A 23,863-nucleotide genomic window follows, 5' to 3' on the forward strand; every position below is an offset into this window, starting at 1 on the left:
ACGCTGATTTCATCAGCTTTTACAGCCCTACTCAACTGTGCGGAGGTGGGACGACGAAATCGAATTCTAACGAATTACCGATTTCTGTCCCACTCTCTTCTTTCGTCTACCTATCAAGAAGTGAGGAAGGAATGAAAAAGAATATTGTAAAAGATGTCTTATTCTTGGGTCAAAAGTCAGAAGAAGCGACACCTGAGGATCGCACCTTGGCTTTGGATTTGCAGGACACTTTAAATGCTCATCTCCTTGAGTGTGTGGGTTTAGCGGCTAATATGATCGGGGTGAAAAAACGGGCGATTATCATCCGAATGGGAAGTGAAAATTTGGTCCTGTTTAATCCTGTTCTCCTTGAAAAGAAAAAGCCTTACCAAACAGAAGAAGGATGCTTGTCCTTGGTGGGGAGTCGGCCGACCACTCGTTATGAGGAGATTTCAGTGGCCTATCGAGATGTGAATTGGAAAGCAAAAACAATTCAGTTGTCAGGTTTTCCAGCCCAGATCTGTCAGCACGAAATGGATCATCTAGAAGGCATTATTATCTAGAAGTCATTAATGGAGTCGATTGGGCTCCATTTTTTTAGTTCTTATAGAAACTTTTTTCTTGACAGGGATCTTTTTTGTGCTAAAATAGTTCTCATAGTAACTTTAAGGTTCTTAAGAGAACTATTTGGAGGAATGATGGAAAAGCCATTACAAGAATTAAAAAAAATTGGCCATCTCATTCACCTCATGGTGGAAAGAGAGGCTAAGAAGCGTGGGTTTGAATTTAGCGCAGGACCACAAGGTCAGGTATTGAGATTCTTATCTCATCGTGAAAAAGAGGGAAAAGTGACCTTGATTCGGGATGTTGAGCAGGAACTTCATATCTCAAAATCCGTGGCCAGTAGCCTGATCAAGCGAATGGAGAAAAATGGGTTTATTTATTTAGAGGCTAGTCCGACCGATAAACGGGCCAAGTATGTCTACCTAACAGACAGTGTGAAAGCCAATTTGAATGACATGAAGCAATTCTTTGAGGAAGTGGAGCAGAGTCTAGTAGCGGGTGTATCAGAAGAAGAATTGTCCACCTTTTTCAAGGTCATGCATCAATTTTATGAGAATATGAAAAAAAGGAGCGAGGAATGATCAATATGTTTCGGCGCTTAACCGCCAAAGAATGGAGCATGATTGCCCTTAGTACGGTCTTTATCTGTCTGGCAGTTTGGATGGATTTAAAGACCCCGGAATACTTATCCGATATTACGACCCTCTTAGCTAAGGAGGGGACCAAGGTTTCTGATATCATGGAGCCAGGGAGTAAGATGTTGCTCTTCTCTTTTGGAAGCTTTTTGATGGCAGTTTTTGTGGGCTTTCTAGCATCACGAGTCGCTGCCAGCTTTACGATGCGACTTCGAGGAGAGATTTTCCATCAAGTGATGGATTACTCTGATGCTGAGATCAAGAAATTCTCCGTTCCCTCTCTCTTGACTCGGACGACCAACGATTTGACCCAGTTACAAATCATGATTGTGATGGGGATGCAAGTTGTGACGCGTGGTCCCATTATGGCGATTTGGGCTTTGACCAAGATTTGGGGCAAGAGCAGTGCCTGGACAACTTCTGTTGGGATTGCGGTCTTGATGGTCTTGATTCTGCTTTCTGTTCTGGTTCTGATTGCCTTTCCACGCCAGCAAAAGGTTCAAGGTTTGACCGATGCCTTGAATGCGACGACACGGGAGAGTTTGACTGGGGTGCGGGTCGTTCGCGCCTACAATGCGGAAGCGTATCAAAATGAGAAATTCCAGGCTGAAAACAAGGGCTTAACCCGTCTAAATCTCTTTGTTTATCGTTTGATGTCTCTGATGAACCCTGTCATGACAGTGGTATCAAGTGGCTTGACCCTTGCTATCTACTGGATTGGGGCGCACTTGATCAATGATATCGCCATGCCAAAAGATCCTACAAAGATCTTCACCAGTCCTGCATTAGCGGATCGGACCAAGGTCTTCTCAGATATGATCACCTTTTCTTCTTACGCTATGCAGATTGTCGTTGGCTTTATGATGATGGTGGCCATCTTGATTATTCTTCCTCGTGCACTAGTATCCGCAAAACGGATTAATCAGGTCTTGGCTCTTGAACCGTCTGTAGCCTTCCCAAGTGAGTCAAAAGAAACAACAGGCCAAGCAGGTACAGTAGAATTTCAAGATGTTTCCTTCCGCTATGGACGGACTTCCCGTGCGGTGATTGAACATGTGACCTTCTCAGCTCAGAAAGGACAAACTGTTGCCTTCATTGGATCAACTGGTTCTGGTAAATCCACTCTGGTCAATTTAATTCCACGTTTTTACGATGCGACAGAAGGAAAGATCTTAGTGGATGGCGTCAATGTCAAGGACTATAGCCACCAAGAATTGAACAATAAAGTCGGCTACATTCCCCAAAAAGCAGTGCTCTTTAGTGGCACGATTCGCTCCAATATGGAATTTGGAGAAAGTAGCCAAGGAAAATTAGAGGATGAAGCCATCTGGAAAGCTCTTGAATTGGCCCAAGCCAAAGAGTTTGTTGCCACAAAAGAGAAGGGCTTGGATACAGAAGTAGCGCAAGGAGGAAGCAACTTCTCTGGAGGTCAACGTCAACGTTTGGCCATTGCGCGTGCCCTGGCACGCAAGCCCGAGATCCTCATCTTTGATGATTCCTTCTCAGCCCTAGATTACAAAACGGATCGTATCTTGCGCCAAGCTCTGAAAGAAGAGCTGGCAGATACGACCAAATTGATCGTTGCCCAACGCATTTCGACCATTATGGATGCAGATTTGATTTTGGTTTTGGATCAAGGGAAGGTCGTCGGTCAAGGCACCCACAAAGAATTGCTTGCGACCAATGAAGTCTATCAAGAAATTGCCTATTCACAATTGTCTAAGGAGGAGTTGGAACATGCATAAAACAAAACAAGATTCGTCCCTTTGGAGACAACTTTCTCCCTATTTGAAGGGCTTCCACCTATTTTTCCTAGTTGCTATCCTCTTTTCAATCGTATCGAGTATTATCACGGTTATTGGACCGGATAAGTTAAAAGAAATCACGGATACCATCACAAAAGGGATGGGAGGCGCCATTGATATTGACAAAATCACTTCGATTGCCCTGACCTTAGCCATCCTTTATGGAGTTGGAGCACTGGTGTCCTACAGCAGTAGTTTCATTATCTCAACAATGATTCAGCGCTTCGCAGAACGCTTGCGAAATGCCATCGCTGAAAAGATCAATCGTGTACCTCTCCAATATTTTGATAGCCATGAACAAGGAGATACCTTGTCTCGTGTGACCAATGACGTGGATTTGATGACCCAATCCTTTAACCAAAGTTTGGTTCAAATGGTCTCCTCTATCGTCTTATTGATTGGATCTATCTTTATGATGTTTAAGACGGACTGGCACTTAGCTGTCACAGCGATTGTATCCGTCTTTGCCGGCTTTGCTCTTTCCAGCATCATTATGGTCAAGAGTCAGCCTTTGTTTAAACAGCAACAAGATAATCTTGCCAAAGTTTCAGGCTATGTTGAAGAAATCTATAGTGGACATAATGTTGTTATTTCCTACAATGGCCGTCATCAAGCCAAAGATCATTTTGATGCCATCAATCAAGATTTGTATCAAAGCATGTGGAAATCCCAATTCTTCTCTGGGATTATGATGCCCTTGATGCAGTTTGTAGGGAATTTTGGTTATGTCATGGTCTGTATCGTAGGGGCTGCCCTCACCATTAATGGGGATATTACCATCGGGACCATTGTGGCCTTTATGACCTATGTCCGCATCTTTACCCAACCAATTGGTCAAATGGCCCAAGGAATTACCCAATTGCAATCAGCTAGTGCTGCTATGAGGCGTGTCTTTGAATTCTTAGACGAAGAAGAAATGGAAGACGAATCCCAAAAAACACGTCAATTGGAAACAACAAAAGGTCATGTCAAATTTGAGCATGTTCGTTTTGGCTATTCACCAGATAAGACTATTATCCATGACTTTACAGCTGAAGCGAAGCCAGGACAAAAGGTCGCTATTGTTGGTCCAACAGGTGCTGGTAAGACCACCATGGTCAATCTCTTGATGCGTTTTTACGACATTCAAGCTGGTAAAATTACCATCGATGGTGTGGATACTAAGGCCATGAGTCGCGAAGAAGTTCATGATGCTTTTTCGATGGTCTTGCAAGATACCTGGCTCTTTGAAGGGACCATTCGGGAAAACTTAGTCTTTAATCAAACCGATATTTCAGATGAAGCAGTCGAAGCAGCAACCCGAGCGGTTGGGGTCCATCACTTTATTCGGACCTTGCCGAATGGCTATGATACTGTATTAGATGATTCAGTGACCTTGTCCGTTGGTCAAAAGCAACTCTTGACCATTGCGCGTGCCCTCTTGAAGGATGCCCCGCTTCTTATCTTGGATGAAGCAACCTCATCTGTCGATACCCGAACAGAAGAGTTGATTCAAAAAGCCATGGACAAACTCATGGAAGGCCGAACTTCCTTTGTCATTGCCCATCGCTTGTCCACTATCCGTAATGCGGATCTGATTCTCGTGATGAAAGATGGAAATATTATCGAGCAAGGCAACCACCAAGAACTCATGAGCCAAAATGGCTTCTATGCTGATCTCTATAATAGCCAATTCACAGAAGAAGTAGCGTAACAACAAGATACAAAGGGCGTAGCGGATACAGTCAAAATAGGGAGTAGGACAGAAGCTATGCGATTGTGGACGATTCGTCGTCCTACCCCCACAAGGCTGATTAGGATTCTTCCGAGCTGATGGGCGAGAGAAGAATCCAATCAGCTACTGTGTCTGGAGGTTAGTGCTAGTATAGTTAGCGTTTTTCACCCAGCATTTAGGGCGTGTTCAATTCGTGTAATGGCAAGCACAATGGTGCCTTGCCGACACGACTCACTAACTCCTCAGGTGGATGGTATCGATCCACCTTCGTCCTGTCGCAATTCCAACAAGATACAAAGGGCGTAACATACAAAGTGAAAAAATGAGAGTGGGACAGAAATCGGTAATTCGTTAGAATTCGATTTCGTCGTCACACCTCCGCACAGTTGAGTAGGGCTGTAAAAGCTGATGAAATCAGCGTAGTAGAGCCCACTCAACCACTGCGTCTTGCTCGATAATCCAAAGACAATTTAGAGGCTAGGACTTTTGTCCCAGCCTCATTTTTTTATCGATAATAGTAATGGAAAAGACGTTTCTTGGAGACAGGAAAATGATAAATCATCAGATTTTAGTGCTAAATCATGTGAAAAAGAAGGAAGAAAAGATAAAAAAGAAGCCTGGCTTGACAGGCTTTCTTAGGATCGCGTATACTAGTAGTACAAAAATGAGATGATAGACAGGAGTGCCAACATGAAGCCCAATCTTCAAGATTATCCGAAATTTTATCGTTGGCTAACCCTGCCTTTTACGAGAAAGCCACATCGTGTGCAGGTCCTTCAAAGGACGAATCGAATCCTGACGTTCGCCATGCCAGGCATCTACGGCCTGGTCTTTTGTTGGCTATTTTTAAAGAAAACTTCAATGGGAGGCATCTGGCCTTTTATCTGGATTCCAGCTTCGGGCTTTGTCTTGTTTAGCCTCTTTCGTCATTGGGTCAATGTTCCGAGACCTTATGAAAAATGGGAGATTCAACCCTTATTAGAAAAAAATTCATCCGGTCATTCCTTTCCTAGCCGACATGTTTTTTCGGCGACCATTATCTCCATGTGTGTCTGTCAGTTGTCTCTTCCGCTAGGAATGTGCTCCATGCTCCTATCTCTTCTATTAGCCCTTGTTCGAGTTCTTGGAGGGGTTCATTATCCCAAGGATGTCCTCGTCGCTTGGGGGCTGGGACTCGTCTGGGGAGGACTCTTTTTGCTGGCTTGAATGAACAAATTGCTGAAAATTGACCTTTGTCTAACAGCGTATCATAGTGTATACTGGAAAGTGGACTTAGAATAGGAGAGAAGATGAAGTACAGAAAAGCAGAAAAAGCAGATCTGGATCAGGTGGTTCGAGTAGCCAGTACAGCCTTTGAGGACTATCTATTTTTAAAAGTTATCAAGGATTTGGTTCGGGATCCCAAGCAATACCCAGCCTTTGTTGAGGCAATGATGCGCATCCTGGTAAAGGTTTTTCTTAAGCACCATATTTGCCTTGTGGCAGAAAAAAATGATGAAATTTATGCAGTTGCCTTGTTGCAAAAGGGACCGATTCCTTTTCGGGCCTATCTCTTAAATGGGGGATTCGGTTTGCTCAAGTTTATTTCCTTGAAGAATATGTTGGCCTACTTTAAATTTATGGAGGACACGGATAAGGAATTGGAGCAAAATGTAGACTTTGATTGGTATTTGATGCTTCTCGCAGTCGCCCCTAAACACCAACGGCAGGGCTATGGCAGTCGCTTTATGACAGAAGGAATTGAGCCTTTCTTGGAAGGGATCAAAGGGAAAAAACTAGCCTTTTATACCAATACCAAAGGAAATGTCTATTTTTATACCAAAAATGGCTACAAGGAAGTCTATTCAAGTGAGATTAGCTTTAACCAAGTAGAGATGGGTAGTTGGTATTTCTTGAAAGAACTAAAAAAACACTAAGATTACAACCTTAGTGTTTTTTCATTGTAGCTGTGAATCTGCTTAAATACCGAATTTTTCAAAGAAAGCAGTTCGTTCTTCTATGATAGCATCGGTCGGATGTTTGATATTCCGTAAGAGCTCAACAAGGTCCGGTGTGACTTCACGAAGCAGTTGCCCTAAGGACCAGATAGCCGTTGCAATATGAATCTGATTTTGTGAAGTTTCGATGATGTTCAGGAGCTTAGGGATGGCCGAGCGGTCATTGGCATTGGCTAATGCAATGATGGCATTGCGCTGGAGGATGTTCTTGCCTCGCCAACTTCCAGCAACATGTCCGAATTTTTCCTTAAATTGTCCGTTGGACAGCTCGATAAAAGGAATCAACTCTGGATGAGCCAGATCAGGATCGATTTCTGTTGCCAAGGGATTATCTAGCCCTTTGTTATAAGGACAACTAATCTGACAGATATCACATCCATAGATGACCGTTTTAATTTTCTTGCGAAATTCTAGGTCCATCATGCCCTTGTCTTGGGTTTGGAAGGACAGACAGCGTCTGGCATTCATAGAGCCATCCCCGATTAAACAGGAGGTTGGACATGCATCTAAACAACGTCGACAGTCTCCACAACCATAGTCGACTGGCTGATCTGGTTCGATTTCGAGGTTGGTAATCAATTCCCCCAGAAACATGTAAGAACCGTATTCTTTTGAAATGACCAAGCCATTTTTCCCGATAAAGCCAATCCCTGCTCGTTGGGCGACGGCTGTATCAACCAGTGCTCCAGTATCGACCATGCCCTTGTATTCAAAATCTTGCGTCATTTCTTCAATCCCAGCAGCTAAGCGGTTGAGCTTGTCTTGAAGAACATAATGGTAGTCTAACCCCCAGCTGTTGGGCGTGAATTTTCCTCTTTTATAAGCTGTTTTTTGAGGTTGCTGCTTGAGTTTGTGGGGGTAGGCGACAGCGATTGAGATGATGGTCTTGGCAGAGGAGAGACTTAATTTGGGGTGGATGCGCTCTTCAATATTCTTATGCTCGAATCCAGAATTCCGTCCTTCCTCAACGGCCAAGCGGAGCGATTTTTCCAAATAAGCGAAGTCATCAGCAGTTGTAAATCCAATTTTTGATATCCCAATAGAATGCGCCAGTTGGATAATGTTTTCTTTTAGTGTCATCCCTTTCATTATACACAAAAATAAAGTTTCTGGCGAGAGAGGAAAATAATGGAAAGGGCTTTCAAAAGCTTTCTTTTTTTTGTATAATAGAAACATGAAATGCGAGGAGGATATTATGGGACAACCATTATTTTTACATTCAGTCATGCAGGAAAAAATTTGGGGAGGAACTCGTCTGAAAGAAGAATTTGGTTACGAAATTCCGAGCGACCATGTCGGGGAATTTTGGGCGATTTCAGCCCATCCACATGGAGTTTCTAAAGTAGCCAATGGTCCATACGAAGGAATGGGATTGGATCAGCTCTATCAAGAGCACCGGGAATTATTCGGTAATCGTAAAGAGCCTGTCTTTCCTTTATTAACAAAGATTTTGGATGCCAACGATTGGCTTAGTGTACAGGTGCACCCAGATGATACCTATGCGATGGAGCATGAAGGAGAACTTGGAAAAACCGAGTGTTGGTACGTGATTGCGGCCGATGAAGGATCCGAGATTATCTATGGACACAATGCCAAGTCAAAAGAAGAACTCCGCCAGCAAATCGAAGATAAAAACTGGGATGCCTTGCTGACAAAGGTTCCTGTCAAGGCTGGAGATTTCTTCTATGTGCCAAGTGGAACTATGCACGCCATTGGTTCTGGAATTTTGATTCTTGAAACCCAACAGTCGAGTGATACCACCTACCGGGTTTATGATTTTGACCGCAAGGATGCTCAAGGAAACTTGCGGGAGCTTCATCTTGAAAAATCAATTGATGTCTTGAACATTGGAGAGCCTGCCAATAGCCATCCAGATACAGTTGTGATTGATGATCTTCGTATGACCACCTTGGTTGCCAGTGATTTCTTCACCGTTTATAAGTGGGAACTGACTGGAAAAGCTGATTTTGAAAAGACCGCTGATTACAGCTTGTTGAGCGTCTTAGCCGGAGAAGGAAAATTGACGGTCGATGGAAAGGATTATCCAATTCAAAAAGGAAGTCACTTTATCTTACCGAGCGATGTTGAATCTTGGACTTTGGAAGGGCAAGGTTTAGAATTGATCGTGAGTCATCCATAAAAAAGAAAGGGTTTGAGTTAAAAGCTGTGAAACAACTCAAGCCTTTTTTATCTGAAAACTATTTTTATGTTAAGCCTTGACTCTGACCTAAGGGGAGGGATTATACTATCCTTGTAAGGAGGAAATCATGTACCATATCAAAGAAGCTGCAGAGCTGTCGGGTGTCTCTGTCAAGACCTTGCACCACTATGACAAGATAGGACTTCTCGTCCCTGTGAAATCTGAAAATGGCTATCGGACATACAGTCAAGAAGATTTAGAACGATTACAGGTGATTCTCTACTACAAGTATCTAGGATTTTCCTTAGACCAAATAGCAGAACTCTTAGCCGAAGAAAAATCTAACTTATTGCCCCATTTGACCAAACAGTTGGACTATTTGACTCAAGAAAGACAACGTTTGGATACCTTGATTTCTACCTTGCAAAAAACCATTCAAGAACAAAAAGGAGAAAGAAAAATGACCATTGAGGAAAAATTTACTGGATTTAGCTACCAAGATACTCAAAAATACCAGCAAGAGGCGGTAGAGAAGTACGGTCAAGAAGTCATGGACCAAGCGCTTGAACGTCAAAAAGGTCGAGAAGAGGAGGCGACAAGAGCCTTTAATCAAGTCTTTCAAGCCTTGGCGAAAAACCTCCAAGCAGGTTTGCCAGTAACAGCATCGGAAAACCAAGAAGAAGCCGCCAAACTTTTAGACGCGATTCGAACGTATGGATTTGACTGCTCTATAGAGGTTTTTGGCCATATCGGCAAAGGCTATGTCTATAATCCAGAATTCAAGGAAAACATCGACAAGTTTGGAGCTGGCACAGCCCAGTACACTTCGGATGTCATTGCCTTTTATGTTGAAAATCAAGCAAAATAAAAAAGTGAGAGTGGGACAGAAATCGGTCATTCGTTAGAATTCGATTTCGTCGTCCCACCTCCGCACAGTTGAGTAGAGCTGTATAAGCTGATGAAATCAGCGTAGTAGAGCCCACTCAACCACTGCGTCTTGTTCGACAATCCAAAAATAATTGAGAGGTTAGGATTTTTGTCCCAGCCTCGTTTTTTGCTTGGATCAATTTGAAAAGAAGCTGGCTGATCTAAGAGAGCTTGAATGAATGAACACAATGAAAGCTTTACGAAAATTTCACAATTTTAGTTGACAGTCTTGAAAAAAAGGAGTAGAATAACCCCTGTTTTATGAAAAAGAGGCAGGGAATTCCCGGCCTCATGATCTTTTTTCAAGGAGTTTTTTATGTTTTCAACATTGAAAAAATGGTTTATTGGCCGTCCGTTGAAATCTGGTGCAGAAGGTGAAGGCGGATTGCTTGGGAAAATGCAGGCCTTGGCCATGCTCTCTAGTGACGCGCTTTCTTCTATCGCCTACGGTCCAGAGCAAGTTATCCTGGTCTTGATGACTGTTTCAGCGGGAGCCATTTGGTGGTCCATTCCGATTGGGATTGTGGTCCTGGTTCTCCTAGCCAGTTTAACGATTTCTTATCGCCAGGTCATTCATGCCTACCCTCAAGGGGGAGGGGCCTATATGGTGACTACGGAGAACTTGTCTCCCAAAGCGGGTTTGATCGCTGGTGGTAGTCTCTTGGTTGACTACATGCTGACAGTAGCAGTATCTGTGTCTTCCGGTGCAGATGCCATCACGTCAGCGATTCCATCTCTTCATCCTTATAATCTTCACATTTCCATTTTATTGGTCTTGATTTTGATGCTGATGAACCTTCGGGGGCTACGCGAATCAGCGACATCGTTGATGATTCCGGTCTACCTTTTCATTGTCAGTACCATTGCCTTGATCGGCTATGGTGTGATCCAAATTTTGACGGGTCACTTGGCCTATAATGCAACTGCTCATGTGGGTCAAACCATTTCAGGGGTTAGTGTCATTCTCTTATTGCGGGCCTTTACGAGTGGATCCGCTTCCCTAACAGGGGTTGAAGCCATCTCCAATTCGGTTCCTTTCTTTAAGAAACCAAAAGCAAAGAATGCAGCCTCTACCTTGACCATTATGGCTTTGATTTTGGGGATCATGTTTGCAGGGATTACCTTCCTCAATTACTGGGTGGGTGTCGTTCCGGCTAAAGGGGTAACAACTCTAGCCCAAATGGCCCAAGCCATCTTAGGGAATTCCCCAGTCGGTCAAGCCTTCTTTTACGTCTTCCAATTATCAACAGCCTTGATCTTGGCAGTTGCAGCTAATACCGGTTTCTCAGCCTTTCCAATGTTGGCCTTTAACATGGCTAAAAATAAATACATGCCACACATGTATATGGAAAAAGGGGATCGTCTGGGCTATTCTAATGGGATTTTGACCTTGGCGATTGGTGCCATCGTCTTGCTCTTGATCTTTGATGGGCAAACAGAAAGCTTGATTCCGCTGTATACCATTGGGGTCTTCATTCCTTTTGCCCTTTCTCAAACAGGGATGGTGATCCACTGGAAACGCCAATATCAAAAAGGATTTCTTAAGTATTCCCTTGCCAATATCCTGGGGGCAGCCATCTGTTATGGGATTGTCTTGATCCTCTTATTATTCCGTTTGGGTGAGATCTGGCCCTTCTTCCCTATTATTGGTCTCTTGCTTTGGATGTTCTTGAGCATCCGTAATCACTATGATAAAGTTGCGGCCCAATTGCGCTTGGGAGGTCAGATCGAAAAGACAAGTTATGCGGGCAATACCGTGATTGTCCTTGTTGGGAATGTCACTCAGGTAAGTGTGGGAGCTATGAGTTATGCAAATAGCCTAGGAAACGATGTTATAGCGATGCACGTCTCAACGGAAGAAACCAAGGTCAAGGACGCTGAGGTAGCAGAAGAATTTAAGCGTTATTTCCCTCATATTCGCTTTGAAAATGTCATGACCAGTTACCGGGATATTATCCAGCCAACAGTTGAATTTGTCTCAAAAGTAGCTGAGGAGGCCAAGGAAAAAGGCAACACCGTTACAGTCTTAGTCCCTCAATTTATCCCTAAAAAACACTGGCAAAATATTCTCCACAACCAAATGAGTTTGAAATTGAAGTATGCACTTCGTTGGCATGAAGAAGTGGTTGTGGCAAGCTATTCTTACCATTTGTCTGAATAAACACCGTATATAGAAAAGATGTCTGCTTGAGCAGGCATCTTTTTGGATTTTCTCACACGAAAAAAACCACTCGAAAGTCTTGTAAGATACAGCCTTGATCTTGAAAAAATGTTTAAAAAATGCTAGAATAAAAAGAACATTTTAGATTTTGAAAAATTCAAAGTAAGGAAAAAAATGGCAAATTTATTAAAAACAATTATTGAAAATGATCGAGGCGAAATCAAACGCCTTGAAAAAATGGCTGATAAGGTCTTTTCTTATGAAGACCAAATGGCAGCTTTGACGGATGACGAATTAAAAGCGAAAACAGTTGAGTTTAAGCAACGCTACCAAGATGGTGAGTCTTTGGATGATCTCTTGTACGAGGCTTTTGCAGTTGTTCGTGAAGCTGCAAAACGGGTTCTTGGTTTGTTCCCATACAAGGTTCAGGTCATGGGGGGAATCGTCCTTCACCATGGTGACGTTCCAGAGATGCGTACAGGGGAAGGAAAAACCCTGACAGCCACCATGCCGGTATACTTGAATGCCTTGTCTGGCAAAGGGGTACACGTTGTTACCGTCAATGAATACTTGACCGAGCGGGATGCAACAGAGATGGGAGAACTTTACTCATGGCTTGGCCTTTCAGTAGGGATCAACCTTGCAGCGAAATCTCCAGCTGAGAAAAAAGAAGCTTACCTCTGTGATATCACTTACTCAACCAACTCAGAGATTGGTTTTGACTACTTGCGTGACAACATGGTTGTGCGTGCAGAAAACATGGTTCAACGTCCATTGAACTATGCCTTGGTCGATGAGGTAGACTCCATCTTGATTGACGAAGCGCGTACTCCATTGATCGTTTCTGGTCAGACAGCTTCTGATACGAGCCAGCTCTACCACATGGCGGATGCTTATGTGAAGACCTTGACAGAGGACGATTACATTATCGATGTCCCATCTAAAACCATCGGTTTGTCTGATTCAGGAATCGATAAGGCAGAAAGCTACTTTAATCTTGAAAACTTGTACGATATTGAAAACGTAGCTTTGACTCACTTTATCGACAATGCCCTTCGTGCAAACTACATCATGATCTTGGATATCGACTATGTGGTCAGCGAAGATCAAGAAATCTTGATCGTCGACCAATTTACTGGTCGGACCATGGAAGGACGTCGTTATTCGGATGGCCTTCACCAAGCGATCGAAGCCAAAGAAGGTGTTCCAGTTCAAGAAGAAACCAAAACATCTGCATCGATTACTTACCAAAACCTCTTCCGTATGTACAAGAAGTTGTCAGGGATGACAGGGACAGGGAAAACTGAAGAAGAAGAATTCCGTGAAATTTATAACATTCGCGTGATTCCAATTCCAACCAACCGTCCGATTGCCCGTATTGACCATCCAGACCTTCTCTACCCAAGCTTGAAATCAAAATTCAAGGCTGTTGTGGAAGATGTCAAGTCTCGTCATGAAAAAGGACAACCAGTTCTAGTTGGTACCGTTGCGGTTGAAACCAGTGATTACCTTTCTCAATTGTTGGTTCAAGCAGGTGTCCCTCACGAAGTTTTAAATGCGAAAAACCACTACAAAGAAGCGCAAATCATCATGAACGCTGGTCAACGTGGTGCTGTTACCATTGCGACCAACATGGCCGGGCGTGGTACCGATATCAAGCTTGGTGAAGGGGTTCGCGAACTCGGTGGACTTTGTGTCATCGGGACAGAACGTCACGAAAGCCGTCGGATCGATAACCAGCTTCGTGGACGTTCAGGACGTCAAGGGGATCCAGGTGAATCTCAATTCTACTTGTCTCTTGAAGATGAATTGATGCGTCGTTTCGGTTCTGAACGGATCAAAGCAGTGCTTGATCGCTTCAAGTTGAGCGAAGAAGAATCAGTGATCCGTTCAAACATGTTCACCCGTCAGGTAGAGGGTGCTCAAAAACGGGTTGAAGGAAACAACTACGATACCCGTAAACAAGTCCTTCAATACGATGACGTGATGCGGGAACAACGGGAAATTATCTACGCTGAACGCTATGATGTCATCACAGCTAACCGTGATTTGGCGCCTGAAATCAAGGCCATGATCAAACGGACCATCAAACGGATTGTTGAAGGAGCCAGCCACTCAAGTAAGGAAGAACGCGTTGAAGCGATTCTGAACTTTGCCAAATACAATTTGGTTCCGGAAGATACGATTTCTGCAAGCGATATTGAAGGAAAATCTGACAAGGAAGTCATCGATTACTTGTATGCACGTGCAGAAGAAATCTATGCTAGCCAAGTAGCGAAATTGCGTGACGAAGAGTCTGTGCAAGAATTCCAAAAAGTCTTGATCCTTCGCGTGGTGGACAGCAAGTGGACGGACCATATCGATGCTTTGGATCAATTGCGAAATGCGGTTGGACTCCGTGGGTATGCGCAAAATAACCCAGTGGTAGAATACCAATCAGAAAGTTTCCGTATGTTTAACGATATGATCGGATCGATTGAATTTGATGTGACTCGTCTCATGATGAAAGCCCAAATTCACGAACAAGAACGTCCACGTACGGAACACAGTATTTCAACAACTGCGACTCGCAACATTGCAGCGCAACAACAAGATATTCCAGCAGATATTGACTTGTCACAAGTGAAACGCAACGATTTGTGCCCTTGTGGTTCAGGCAAGAAATTTAAAAACTGTCACGGACGTAAATTTTAAGAGTTCCTCTGAAATAGAAAGAGGATGGGTCTAGCTAGCATAAGGAGGCTGTATGGTATTCATTACGAAGAGCAATAAGATTGATGAGCAAGAGATCACTTCGCTTTACCGCTTGGAAGGTCCAGCCTTGGAGCGCAAAGAAGTGCGTGATCGAGAATTGGAAGCTATTATCAAAGGAGAAGACCAACGGATCCTTCTTGTGATCGGGCCTTGCTCTTCTGATAATGAAGAAGCTGTGATGGAGTATGCCCGTCGTTTGGCAGACTTGCAAGAGCAAGTGAAATATCAAATTTTCATTGTGATGCGGGTCTATACGGCTAAACCTCGGACCAATGGGGATGGCTATAAAGGCTTGATGCACCAACCAGATACACATGCAGCACCAAGCTTTGTGGATGGTTTGAAAGCAGTCCGACATCTCCACTACCGTGTGATTACCGAGACTGGTTTGACAACTGCGGATGAGTTGCTTTATCCAGCAAGTCTTCCTTATGTTGAGGATTTAATTTCTTATCATGCCATTGGAGCTCGTTCAGTTGAAGACCAGGAGCACCGCTTTGTATCTAGTGGGATCTCTGCTCCGACAGGCATGAAGAATCCAACCTCTGGAAATCTTTCTGTCATGTTCAATGCGATTTATGCAGCCCAACATCCCCAAAACTTTTTGTTCAATGCCCAAGCAGTGGAAACATCAGGAAATCCTTTAGCCCATGCGATCCTTCGTGGAGGCTTGGATGCGAGTGGTAAGAATGTTCCAAACTACCATTATGAAGATTTGCTAGCGGCAGCAAAACGCTATAGCGAAATGGGCTTGCAACATCCCTTCATCCTGGTGGATACCAACCATGACAATTCTGGCAAACAATTCGAAGAGCAAGTACGCATCGTGAGAGAAACCATGATGAACCGTGCTTGGCACAAGGATTTGGCAACTTTAGTTCGTGGTTTCATGATTGAATCCTATCTAGAAGATGGCCGTCAAAATGAACCAGTGGTTTATGGTCAATCCATCACAGACCCTTGCCTGGGTTGGGAAAAAACACAGGCCTTGGTCAAAGAAATTGCAACGATGAATAAGTAAAAGGCAGGGGCGGAAGGAGTGATTCTTTAGCCCCTTCTCTTTTGTCAGTAAAACGATACTGAAACGATAAATAAGGATAAAACAAGATGATCAAAGGACATGGCATCGATATCGAATCGATCGCTGCGATTGAAAAAGCCTATCAGAAGAATACTCGATTCGCTGAAAAAGTTTTAACCGAGGCTGAGCGAGAGCGCTTTGAGGAATTGTCTGGAAAACGGAAAATGGAATATTTAACGGGCCGATGGTCCGCCAAAGAAGCCTTTTCAAAGGCAATGGGAACAGGGATTGGACCAGTTGGTTTTCAAGATTTAGAAATTTTAAATGATGCCCACGGAGCTCCCTATTTTTCCAAGTCTCCTTTTTCTGGGAAGGTATGGATTTCGATCAGTCACAAGGGAGACCTAGTGTCGACCAGTGTCATTTTGGAGGAAGAAAATGAAAGCAAGTAAACATAGACCAACTGTTGCTAGAGTCGATTTGGATGCCATTGCCTTTAATGTGCAACAAGTCAGTGACCATATTCCGAGTCAAGCCTTGAAATATGCAGTCGTCAAGGCCAACGCCTATGGTCATGGGGTCGTTGCGGTGACCAAAAAATTGGCGCCTCAGGTAGATGCTTTTTGTGTTTCCAATATGGATGAAGCCCTCGAAATCCGTGAAGAAGGCTTGCAACACCCTCTTTTGATTTTGGGAGTTGTGCCAAGTGAAACAGTGAATCTAGCCAAAGAGCATGAGATCCGCTTAACGGTGGCTAGTCTTGCTTGGTTGGACCAATTGCTTGGACAAGAAGCAGATCTTTCAGGATTGAAGGTCCATATTAAGGTGGATTCAGGAATGGGGCGGATTGGATTCAGAACTATCGAAGAGATCAAAGAGGCTGAACGCCTCCTCTTAGCAGCTGGAGCTGAGATTGAAGGGATCTTTACTCATTTTGCGACAGCAGATGAGGCAGATGATCGAAAATTTCAAGCGCAATACCAGTTTTTCAAAGAAGTATTGGCTGCTCTTGAAACCCTTCCTCCGATTGTTCATGCTAGTAATTCAGCCACCTCTTTGTGGCATGCAGATACGATTTTCACAGCTGTGCGCTTGGGAGATGTCATGTATGGCTTGAATCCAAGTGGTTCTGTTCTAGCCTTGCCTTATGAAATCAAGCCAGCCTTGAGTTTGGTGAGCGAATTGGTTCATGTCAAACAGTTAGAAGCCGGTCAAGATATTGGCTACGGGGCCACCTATACGACGGAAGATGCCCAATGGATCGGGACGATTCCTATCGGCTATGCGGATGGCTGGATTCGAGAGATGCAAAATTTCCAAGTGCTGATTAAGAGTGAGTTTTGCCCTATTGTAGGCCGGGTTTCGATGGACCAGATTACTGTTCGCCTTCCAGAAGAATTACCTCTGGGGACCAAGGTTACCCTGATTGGCCGAGACGGCGAGAAAGAAATTACGGCAACAGAGATTGCGGATTACCGTGGTACCATTAATTATGAAGTAGTCTGTCTCTTGAGTGATCGGATTCCTCGTGACTATGCAGGTGAAGAATAAAAAAAGCAGGTGGGATTTCCCTGAAGAACCTGCTTTTTTATAAAAGAAAGGAGGAACAATGAATTTACACCAACCCTTATCCGTACTGCCTGGCGTCGGTCCAAAATCGGCGGAAAAATTTAAAAAATTAGGGATTGAAACCTTAGAAGATCTACTCTTGTATTTCCCCTTTCGCTATGAAGACTTCAAAACACGCAATGTTTTAGAGTTGGAAGATGGGGAAAAAGCCGTCATCTCTGGGCTGGTAGCAACGCCAGCCAATGTCCAATATTATGGCTACAAACGAAATCGCTTGCGTTTTTCCATCAAACAGGGAGACCAAGTCATTGCGGTTAATTTTTTCAACCAACCCTACCTGGCAGACAAAATTGAGGTTCAGCAGACAGTGGCGATTTTTGGGAAATGGGACAAGGCCAAAGGCAGTTTGACAGGGATGAAACTCCTGGCTCAAGTGGAAGATGATTTGCAACCGGTCTATCGAGTGACGCAAGGAGTCAGCCAAAACAGCCTGGTGAAATTGATCAAAATAGCGTTTGACCAGGGTTTGGACCAGCTTTTAGAAGAGAATGTACCCCAAGTCTTGCGGGATCGTTATCAACTTATGTCTCGTTCCCAAGCAGTGCAAGCTATGCATTTTCCTAAGGATCTGGCAGAGTACAAGCAAGCCCTTCGCCGGGTAAAATTTGAAGAGCTCCTCTTTTTCCAGCTGCAACTCCAAGTGCTAAAAGAAGAAAATCACGATGCCAGCCAAGGGATTTCCTTGGCCTGGAATCCAGAAAAATTAGCAGAACGAAAAAAACAGCTTCCTTTTGAGCTAACGCAAGCTCAAGAAAACAGCCTGAATGAAATCTTGACAGATATGGCCTCTCCTTATCATATGAACCGCCTCTTACAAGGGGATGTGGGAAGCGGGAAGACAGTCGTGGCCGGTCTTGCTATGTATGCAGCCTTAAGCGCTGGGAAGCAAGCTGCCTTGATGGTTCCAACGGAGATTTTGGCAGAGCAACACAAGGAAAGCTTGCAAAATCTTTTTCCAGATTTGCCAATTGCCCTTCTAACAGGAGGATTAAAGGCGGCTGAGAAACGAGAAGTCTTAGAAGAGATCGCCTCAGGAAAAGCCCAATTGATTGTGGGGACACATGCCTTGATTCAAGAGGGAGTTCACTACCAAGATCTAGGCTTGGTCATTATTGATGAACAGCATCGCTTTGGGGTTTCCCAACGTCGTATTCTTCGAGAAAAGGGACAAAATCCAGACGTCCTGATGATGACGGCTACCCCTATTCCCCGGACCTTGGCTATTACAGCCTTTGGAGATATGGATGTGTCCATCATTGATCAGATGCCTGCGGGACGCAAGGAAATCATCACACGTTGGGTCAAGCATGAGCAGTTAGAAGTGGTCCTCGACTGGTTAGTCAAAGAACTTGGCAAAGGTTCTCAAGCCTACTTTATTTCTCCATTGATTGAGGAGTCAGAGGCGCTAGATTTGAAAAACGCCCTTGCCCTCAAAGAAGAGCTAGAGACCTTCTTTGGACAGCGAGCACGCGTTTCTCTTCTTCATGGGAAGATGAAAAGTGAAGAAAAAGATGCTATCATGCAGTCCTTTAAAGAGCACCAAGTCGATGTTTTGGTGTCTACGACCGTTATTGAAGTAGGAGTCAACGTGCCCAATGCGACCGTTATGGTCATTATGGATGCAGATCGGTTTGGTCTTAGCCAACTTCACCAGCTTCGAGGCCGGGTTGGTCGGGGAAGCAAGCAATCCTATGCTATTCTAGTAGCCAATCCTAAGACAGATAGTGGCAAGCAGCGCATGAAAATCATGACAGAGACGACCAATGGGTTTGTTCTAGCGGAAGAAGATTTGAAAATGCGGGGTTCAGGTGAAATCTTTGGAACCCGTCAATCTGGGATTCCAGAATTTCAAGTGGCTGATTTGGTAGAAGATTATCCCATTCTGGAAGAAGCGCGGAAAGTCGCCAGCCAGATTGTAGCCACGCCAAATTGGCGTGAACACCCCGATTGGCATTTGCTCTCGCTTTACTTAGAAAAGAAAGAACATTTAGACTAAAATATAAAAAGGGAGTAGAGTGGAAATTCTTTGGATTCCACTCTACTCCCTTTAAGATTGTATTTTACGGGCTTTGTATCTTATTAATTGAACACGGGCTGCGGATTGTGTCAAAAAGATGAATCCTCCTAGAATCTTTTGGATTCTTCGTCGTATTCCCTATTTTGACTGTATCCGCTACGCCCTTTGTATCTTATTTTACCCTTCGATATAGTCTTTGAGTTCTTGTCCTTTTAGGCCGGCATTGAGGGCGATGAGGAGTTTGATGCGCGCTTTGGGGGCATTTAATTCTTTGATGAAAAAGACACCTGCTTGATGGAGTTGGACGCCTCCTCCTTCATATGCGTAGACGGGTTCAGCGATTCCATTGAAGCAACGGGATACTAAAGCGATTGGAAGGCCTGCATCCATGAATTCTTGGAGTTTATGTGCCGTTTCTTTAGGGATGTTTCCTGCTCCAAAGGCTTGGATAATGAGGCCGTCGAGCTTTGAAAGATCCAGCATATCCAGCAGATCGGTTTTCATCCCTGCATAGGTAGCAATGATCGGAACGAAACCATCGATGGTATCGAGATCAAAGCGCACCCTTGGCTCGGCTGTTTTAAAGAAGAGGATTTCCTTTTTCATGACCAAACCTAGTGGTCCGTGGGTTGGTGTCTGGAAGGTGCTGACATTGGTGGTGTGGGTTTTGGTGACGTACTTAGCCGCATGAATTTCATCGTTCATGACGACTAAGACCCCTTTATCACGTGCTTTTGGATCGGCAGCCACTCGAAGGGCTGTCAGAAAATTATAGACGCCATCGCTTCCTAGCTCATTGGAGCTTCGCATAGCTCCTGTAATGACCACAGCGATCTCTGGTAACTCCATGGTATCCAAGAAATAAGCCGTTTCTTCCAGCGTATCTGTTCCGTGGGTAATAACGATGCCATCATAGTTGTGAGCTTCCTCTTTGATTTTTTGATACAGGGCTAACATGTGACGAGGAGTCATTTGAGGGCTGGGAAGGTTGAAGAAGTCCTCTGAGGTGACTGCAATCCCTTCAATTGGTGAAGTAACTTGGGTCATGGGATTGACTTCATTGGTAATCACTGCCCCAGAGTCATCTGCCGCCATCGAAATGGTCCCTCCGGTATGTAGTGCTAAAATTTTCTTAAACATGTGAAGCTCCTTGGAATATGTGATATAATTTATTTTATCATAAAAAGAAAGAAACAGTAGACATGGAAATAAAAGCAGTCTTTTTTGATATCGATGGAACCTTGGTGAATGATAGTCGAGCGGTCCTCAAATCAACAGAAAAAGCTATTCAGTCTTTAAAGGAAGAAGGGATCTATGTAGGCCTTGCGACAGGGCGGGGACCGGCCTTTGTCAAACCGTTTATGGAACGCTATGGCTTTGATTTTGCCGTGACCTATAATGGTCAGTATATTTTGACCAAGGACCGCGTGCTATTTACCAGTCCAATCGATAAAAAGAGTCTGCACCAACTAATTGACTATGCTCGAGAACACCGCAAGGAAATTGCTCTCGGTACCAAGGATGGGGTATTCGGTTCTCGGATCATGAGTTTTGGGATGAGTCCTATTTCAACCTGGTCCAGTCGCTTTGTGCCCCGCAAAATGGCCCGTACAGTCAGTCGTGGATTTAACAAAGTGGTCAGCAAGGTCGTCCCACAAGATCAGGATACCCTCTATGCACTAGCGCAAGAACCAATCTACCAAGTGTTGATCTTATCGAGTCCAGAGGAGACTGCAAAAATTGAAAAAGAGTTTCCGGATCTGAAATTCACACGGTCTAGTCCTTTTGCAGCAGATGTCCTCAACCCAGGGATTTCCAAGTTAGAAGGGATCCGCATCGTTGGTCAGGAATTTGGCTTTGACATCGATGAAGTGATGGCTTTTGGAGATTCTGATAATGACTTAGAGATGCTGTCAGGTGTTGGCTTGTCTATTGCGATGGGAAATGGGACGACCAGTGTCAAGGCAATTGCCAAGCATACCACGACTAGTAATGGCAAGGATGGCATCCAAAAGGCCCTGCAACACTTTGGTATTCTCTCAGAGAAAGAACTCTTTCTTTCTAAGGATGATCACTTCAATAAGGTCAAAACCTTCCATGGTGTGATGGATGGGGAAACCCAGGAGAAACCAGTTGTTTGGCAGCCTCAAGACGCCCTTTATCGAACCATGTTCAAGCAAGAGGAGTTGGTTGAATTTGTCCGAGCAGCTAGCACAAGTGAGGAAGAATTTGACCGCTCGGTAGCAGCTCTTCACGAAGCCTTGGATAAGGCTGCAGATAAGGTTCGGAGCAAGCATCCAGCTGAGATCTCCATGGTAGGGCAGGTTGATGCCTTAATTGATACCCTCTATCTGACTTATGGTAGCTTTGTACTAATGGGAGTTGATCCTGAAGAGGTCTTTGAGATTGTTCACCGGGCCAATATGGGCAAGATTTTCCCAGATGGAAAGGCGCACTTTGATCCAGTAACCCACAAAATTCTGAAGCCAGATGATTGGGAAGAAAAATACGCCCCGGAACCAGCTATCAAAAAAGAACTCGATCGCCAGCTCAAGGCCTACGAAAAACATGCAAAACAAAAAGAAGCAAAAAAAGACAACTAAAAAAGTTTGGAACCTTTGTTCCAAACTTTTTCTTTCTTACATGGTTTTATCCTTATCACGTACCACTAGTAAGTCTACTTTGGCGTGGCGAAGGATATATTCTGAGGAGGATCCGACCATTAACCGTTCGAAGGCATTGAGTCCGGTAGCCCCGACCATAATAAGGTCAACCCCTTCCTTACTTGGGATATCATTGGCTAAGAGGACTTTTGGATTTCCCATTTCTACAACAGTCACAACATTTTGAACGCCGACTTTTTCAGCACGTTCCTTGTAGCCCTTGAGCAATTCGTTAGCTTCTTCTTGCAATTCTTCGTAGACCTCAGCATCAAAAGTTGAGACGCTTTGAAGGGCACGAGTATCGATGACGTGGGCAATAGTCAATTTAGAGCCGTTGCGAAGAGAAACGTTAACCCCTTTTTCAAAGGCTAATTCTGCTTCATGAGAACCGTCGACAGCGACCATAATGTTTTCGTATTTTTGAGACATAATCCTACCTCCTTATAGCTTGAAAACATGGATAGAATAGAAGGGAATCCTATTCTTTATACACTTATATTTTATCTCTTTTGAGCTAGAATGTAAAGGTAAAGTCTCGCTTTTCTGCTATATTTTTGCAGAATTTTTAAAGTCCTCGGTTTGTACTCTATTTGAACTAGTGGTATAATAGAGATAATTTCGTGAATCGAGGCAGAATATGAAGGAATATAATAAATCAAGCAAACTCGAACATGTCGCTTACGATATTCGTGGTCCAGTCTTGGAAGAAGCCATGCGCATGCGAGCAAATGGAGAAAAAATTCTACGTTTGAATACAGGGAATCCTGCTGAATTTGGCTTTACAGCTCCAGATGAAGTTATCCATGATTTGATCATGAATGCGCGTGATAGTGAAGGTTATTCAGACTCAAAAGGGATCTTTTCAGCCCGCAAAGCCATCATGCAGTACTGCCAGTTGAAAAAAATTCCAAATGTGGATATTGATGATATTTACCTTGGAAATGGAGTGAGTGAGCTGATCGTCATGTCCATGCAAGGACTGCTCGACAACGGGGATGAGGTCTTGGTTCCCATGCCGGACTATCCTCTTTGGACAGCAGCCGTCAGCCTAGCTGGTGGGAATGCGGTTCACTATCTTTGTGATGAAGAAGCAAACTGGTATCCAGATATTGAAGATATCAAGTCGAAAATCACCTCAAACACTAAGGCTATCGTTGTCATCAACCCGAATAACCCAACAGGTGCCCTCTATCCAGATGAGATCCTGCTTGAGATTGTAGAGATCGCTCGTCAAAATAACTTGATCATCTTTGCGGATGAAATTTACGATCGCTTGGTCATGGATGGTGAAAAACACACGGCTATCGCAAGTTTAGCGCCTGATCTCTTCTGTGTGAGTATGAATGGCTTGTCAAAATCTCACCGGATTGCCGGTTTCCGTGTTGGTTGGATGGTTCTGTCCGGACCAAAGCATCACGTGAAGGGCTATATCGAAGGCTTGAACATGTTGTCCAATATGCGTCTTTGTTCAAATGTCTTGTCTCAACATGTTGTGCAAACCTCTCTTGGAGGCTACCAATCCGTGGATGAACTTTTACTTCCAGGTGGTCGAATTTATGAACAACGGAACTTTATCTACAAAGCCATCAATGATATTCCAGGCCTCTCAGCTGTTAAGCCAAAGGCTGGTCTCTATATCTTCCCTAAGATTGATCGGGACATGTACCGCGTGGATGATGACGAGCAATTTGTTTTAGAGTTCTTGAAGCAAGAAAAAATTCTCTTGGTTCATGGCCGTGGCTTTAACTGGAAAGATCCAGATCACTTCCGGATCGTTTACCTTCCACGTGTCGATGAGTTAGCTCAAATTCAAGAAAAAATGACTCGTTTCTTGAAGCAATACAAACGTTAATTAGA

At 44.0% G+C, this 23,863-nt stretch carries 19 protein-coding genes; 16 read left to right on the top strand and 3 right to left on the bottom strand.

Annotated features, from left to right (window positions below; genetic code table 11):
• Positions 1-131: 131 nt before the first annotated feature.
• The 6 genes from P5Y91_RS03455 (at position 132) to P5Y91_RS03480 (ending at position 6,613) form a co-directional block, all read left to right on the top strand.
• Positions 132-542 (top strand): peptide deformylase, encoded by a 411-nt coding sequence (locus tag P5Y91_RS03455; protein ID WP_070505238.1) that lies wholly within the window; start codon positions 132-134, stop codon positions 540-542.
• A 135-nt stretch (positions 543-677) separates the two neighbouring features.
• Positions 678-1,124, top strand: coding sequence for a MarR family winged helix-turn-helix transcriptional regulator (locus P5Y91_RS03460; RefSeq protein ID WP_070505237.1), 447 nt, complete (start codon positions 678-680; stop codon positions 1,122-1,124).
• Complete coding sequence (locus tag P5Y91_RS03465) at positions 1,121-2,923, top strand: ABC transporter ATP-binding protein (protein WP_129823961.1); 1,803 nt, start codon at positions 1,121-1,123, stop codon at positions 2,921-2,923. The genes P5Y91_RS03460 and P5Y91_RS03465 overlap by 4 nt, the downstream gene beginning before the upstream one ends.
• The gene (locus tag P5Y91_RS03470; RefSeq protein ID WP_070662686.1) at positions 2,916-4,676 is read left to right on the top strand and encodes an ABC transporter ATP-binding protein; all 1,761 of its coding nucleotides are present in this window, start codon (positions 2,916-2,918) and stop codon (positions 4,674-4,676) included. The genes P5Y91_RS03465 and P5Y91_RS03470 overlap by 8 nt, the downstream gene beginning before the upstream one ends.
• A 711-nt stretch (positions 4,677-5,387) precedes the next feature.
• Positions 5,388-5,903 carry a phosphatase PAP2 family protein gene (locus P5Y91_RS03475; RefSeq protein WP_049506491.1) on the top strand — a complete coding sequence of 172 codons (516 nt, stop codon included), beginning with the start codon at positions 5,388-5,390 and terminating at the stop codon, positions 5,901-5,903.
• 83 nt (positions 5,904-5,986) lie between these two features.
• The gene (locus P5Y91_RS03480; protein WP_118396575.1) at positions 5,987-6,613 is read left to right on the top strand and encodes a GNAT family N-acetyltransferase; all 627 of its coding nucleotides are present in this window, start codon (positions 5,987-5,989) and stop codon (positions 6,611-6,613) included.
• A gap of 42 nt (positions 6,614-6,655) precedes the next feature.
• Here P5Y91_RS03480 and queG read toward each other — a convergent pair whose 3' ends face one another.
• Entirely contained in the window at positions 6,656-7,774 is a 1,119-nt protein-coding gene (gene queG, locus P5Y91_RS03485; RefSeq protein WP_118396577.1) for a tRNA epoxyqueuosine(34) reductase QueG, read from the bottom strand.
• 115 nt (positions 7,775-7,889) lie between these two features.
• On the opposite strand from queG, the gene manA reads away from it, so the two are divergent.
• The 8 genes from manA (at position 7,890) to recG (ending at position 19,322) form a co-directional block, all read left to right on the top strand.
• Complete coding sequence (gene manA, locus P5Y91_RS03490) at positions 7,890-8,834, top strand: mannose-6-phosphate isomerase, class I (RefSeq protein WP_003005297.1); 945 nt, start codon at positions 7,890-7,892, stop codon at positions 8,832-8,834.
• A gap of 127 nt (positions 8,835-8,961) precedes the next feature.
• Positions 8,962-9,702, top strand: coding sequence for a MerR family transcriptional regulator (locus tag P5Y91_RS03495; protein WP_049515163.1), 741 nt, complete (start codon positions 8,962-8,964; stop codon positions 9,700-9,702).
• A 375-nt stretch (positions 9,703-10,077) separates the two neighbouring features.
• Complete coding sequence (kimA, locus tag P5Y91_RS03500) at positions 10,078-11,922, top strand: potassium transporter KimA (protein ID WP_118095503.1); 1,845 nt, start codon at positions 10,078-10,080, stop codon at positions 11,920-11,922.
• Between the two features lie 174 nt (positions 11,923-12,096).
• Complete coding sequence (secA, locus tag P5Y91_RS03505; protein WP_021153773.1) at positions 12,097-14,616, top strand: preprotein translocase subunit SecA; 2,520 nt, start codon at positions 12,097-12,099, stop codon at positions 14,614-14,616.
• A gap of 52 nt (positions 14,617-14,668) precedes the next feature.
• A complete protein-coding gene (locus tag P5Y91_RS03510; RefSeq protein WP_118095502.1) occupies positions 14,669-15,697 on the top strand; it encodes a 3-deoxy-7-phosphoheptulonate synthase in 1,029 nt (342 codons plus the stop codon).
• Positions 15,698-15,783: 86 nt separating this feature from the next.
• Positions 15,784-16,149: a holo-ACP synthase gene (gene acpS, locus P5Y91_RS03515; RefSeq protein WP_003005615.1), complete on the top strand. Its 366-nt coding sequence runs from the start codon at positions 15,784-15,786 to the stop codon at positions 16,147-16,149.
• Positions 16,136-17,248, top strand: a complete 1,113-nt coding sequence (alr, locus tag P5Y91_RS03520) for an alanine racemase (RefSeq protein WP_118396579.1) — start codon at positions 16,136-16,138, stop codon at positions 17,246-17,248. The genes acpS and alr overlap by 14 nt, the downstream gene beginning before the upstream one ends.
• Before the next feature lie 58 nt (positions 17,249-17,306).
• Positions 17,307-19,322, top strand: a complete 2,016-nt coding sequence (recG, locus tag P5Y91_RS03525) for an ATP-dependent DNA helicase RecG (RefSeq protein ID WP_118396581.1) — start codon at positions 17,307-17,309, stop codon at positions 19,320-19,322.
• Positions 19,323-19,520: 198 nt separating this feature from the next.
• On the opposite strand, the gene P5Y91_RS03530 is transcribed toward recG, so the two are convergent.
• A complete protein-coding gene (locus P5Y91_RS03530) occupies positions 19,521-20,483 on the bottom strand; it encodes an asparaginase (RefSeq protein ID WP_049473127.1) in 963 nt (320 codons plus the stop codon).
• A 62-nt stretch (positions 20,484-20,545) separates the two neighbouring features.
• On the opposite strand from P5Y91_RS03530, the gene P5Y91_RS03535 reads away from it, so the two are divergent.
• Positions 20,546-21,946 (top strand): Cof-type HAD-IIB family hydrolase, encoded by a 1,401-nt coding sequence (locus tag P5Y91_RS03535; RefSeq protein WP_049473128.1) that lies wholly within the window; start codon positions 20,546-20,548, stop codon positions 21,944-21,946.
• Between the two features lie 36 nt (positions 21,947-21,982).
• Here P5Y91_RS03535 and P5Y91_RS03540 read toward each other — a convergent pair whose 3' ends face one another.
• A complete protein-coding gene (locus tag P5Y91_RS03540) occupies positions 21,983-22,435 on the bottom strand; it encodes a universal stress protein (RefSeq protein ID WP_003008541.1) in 453 nt (150 codons plus the stop codon).
• 208 nt (positions 22,436-22,643) lie between these two features.
• Here P5Y91_RS03540 and P5Y91_RS03545 point away from each other — a divergent pair, with 208 nt between their 5' ends.
• A complete protein-coding gene (locus P5Y91_RS03545) occupies positions 22,644-23,858 on the top strand; it encodes a pyridoxal phosphate-dependent aminotransferase (RefSeq protein WP_021153766.1) in 1,215 nt (404 codons plus the stop codon).
• Positions 23,859-23,863: the final 5 nt, after the last annotated feature.

The organism is Streptococcus taoyuanensis (assembly GCF_029589235.1).
Taxonomy (GTDB): Bacteria; Bacillota; Bacilli; order Lactobacillales; family Streptococcaceae; genus Streptococcus; species Streptococcus taoyuanensis.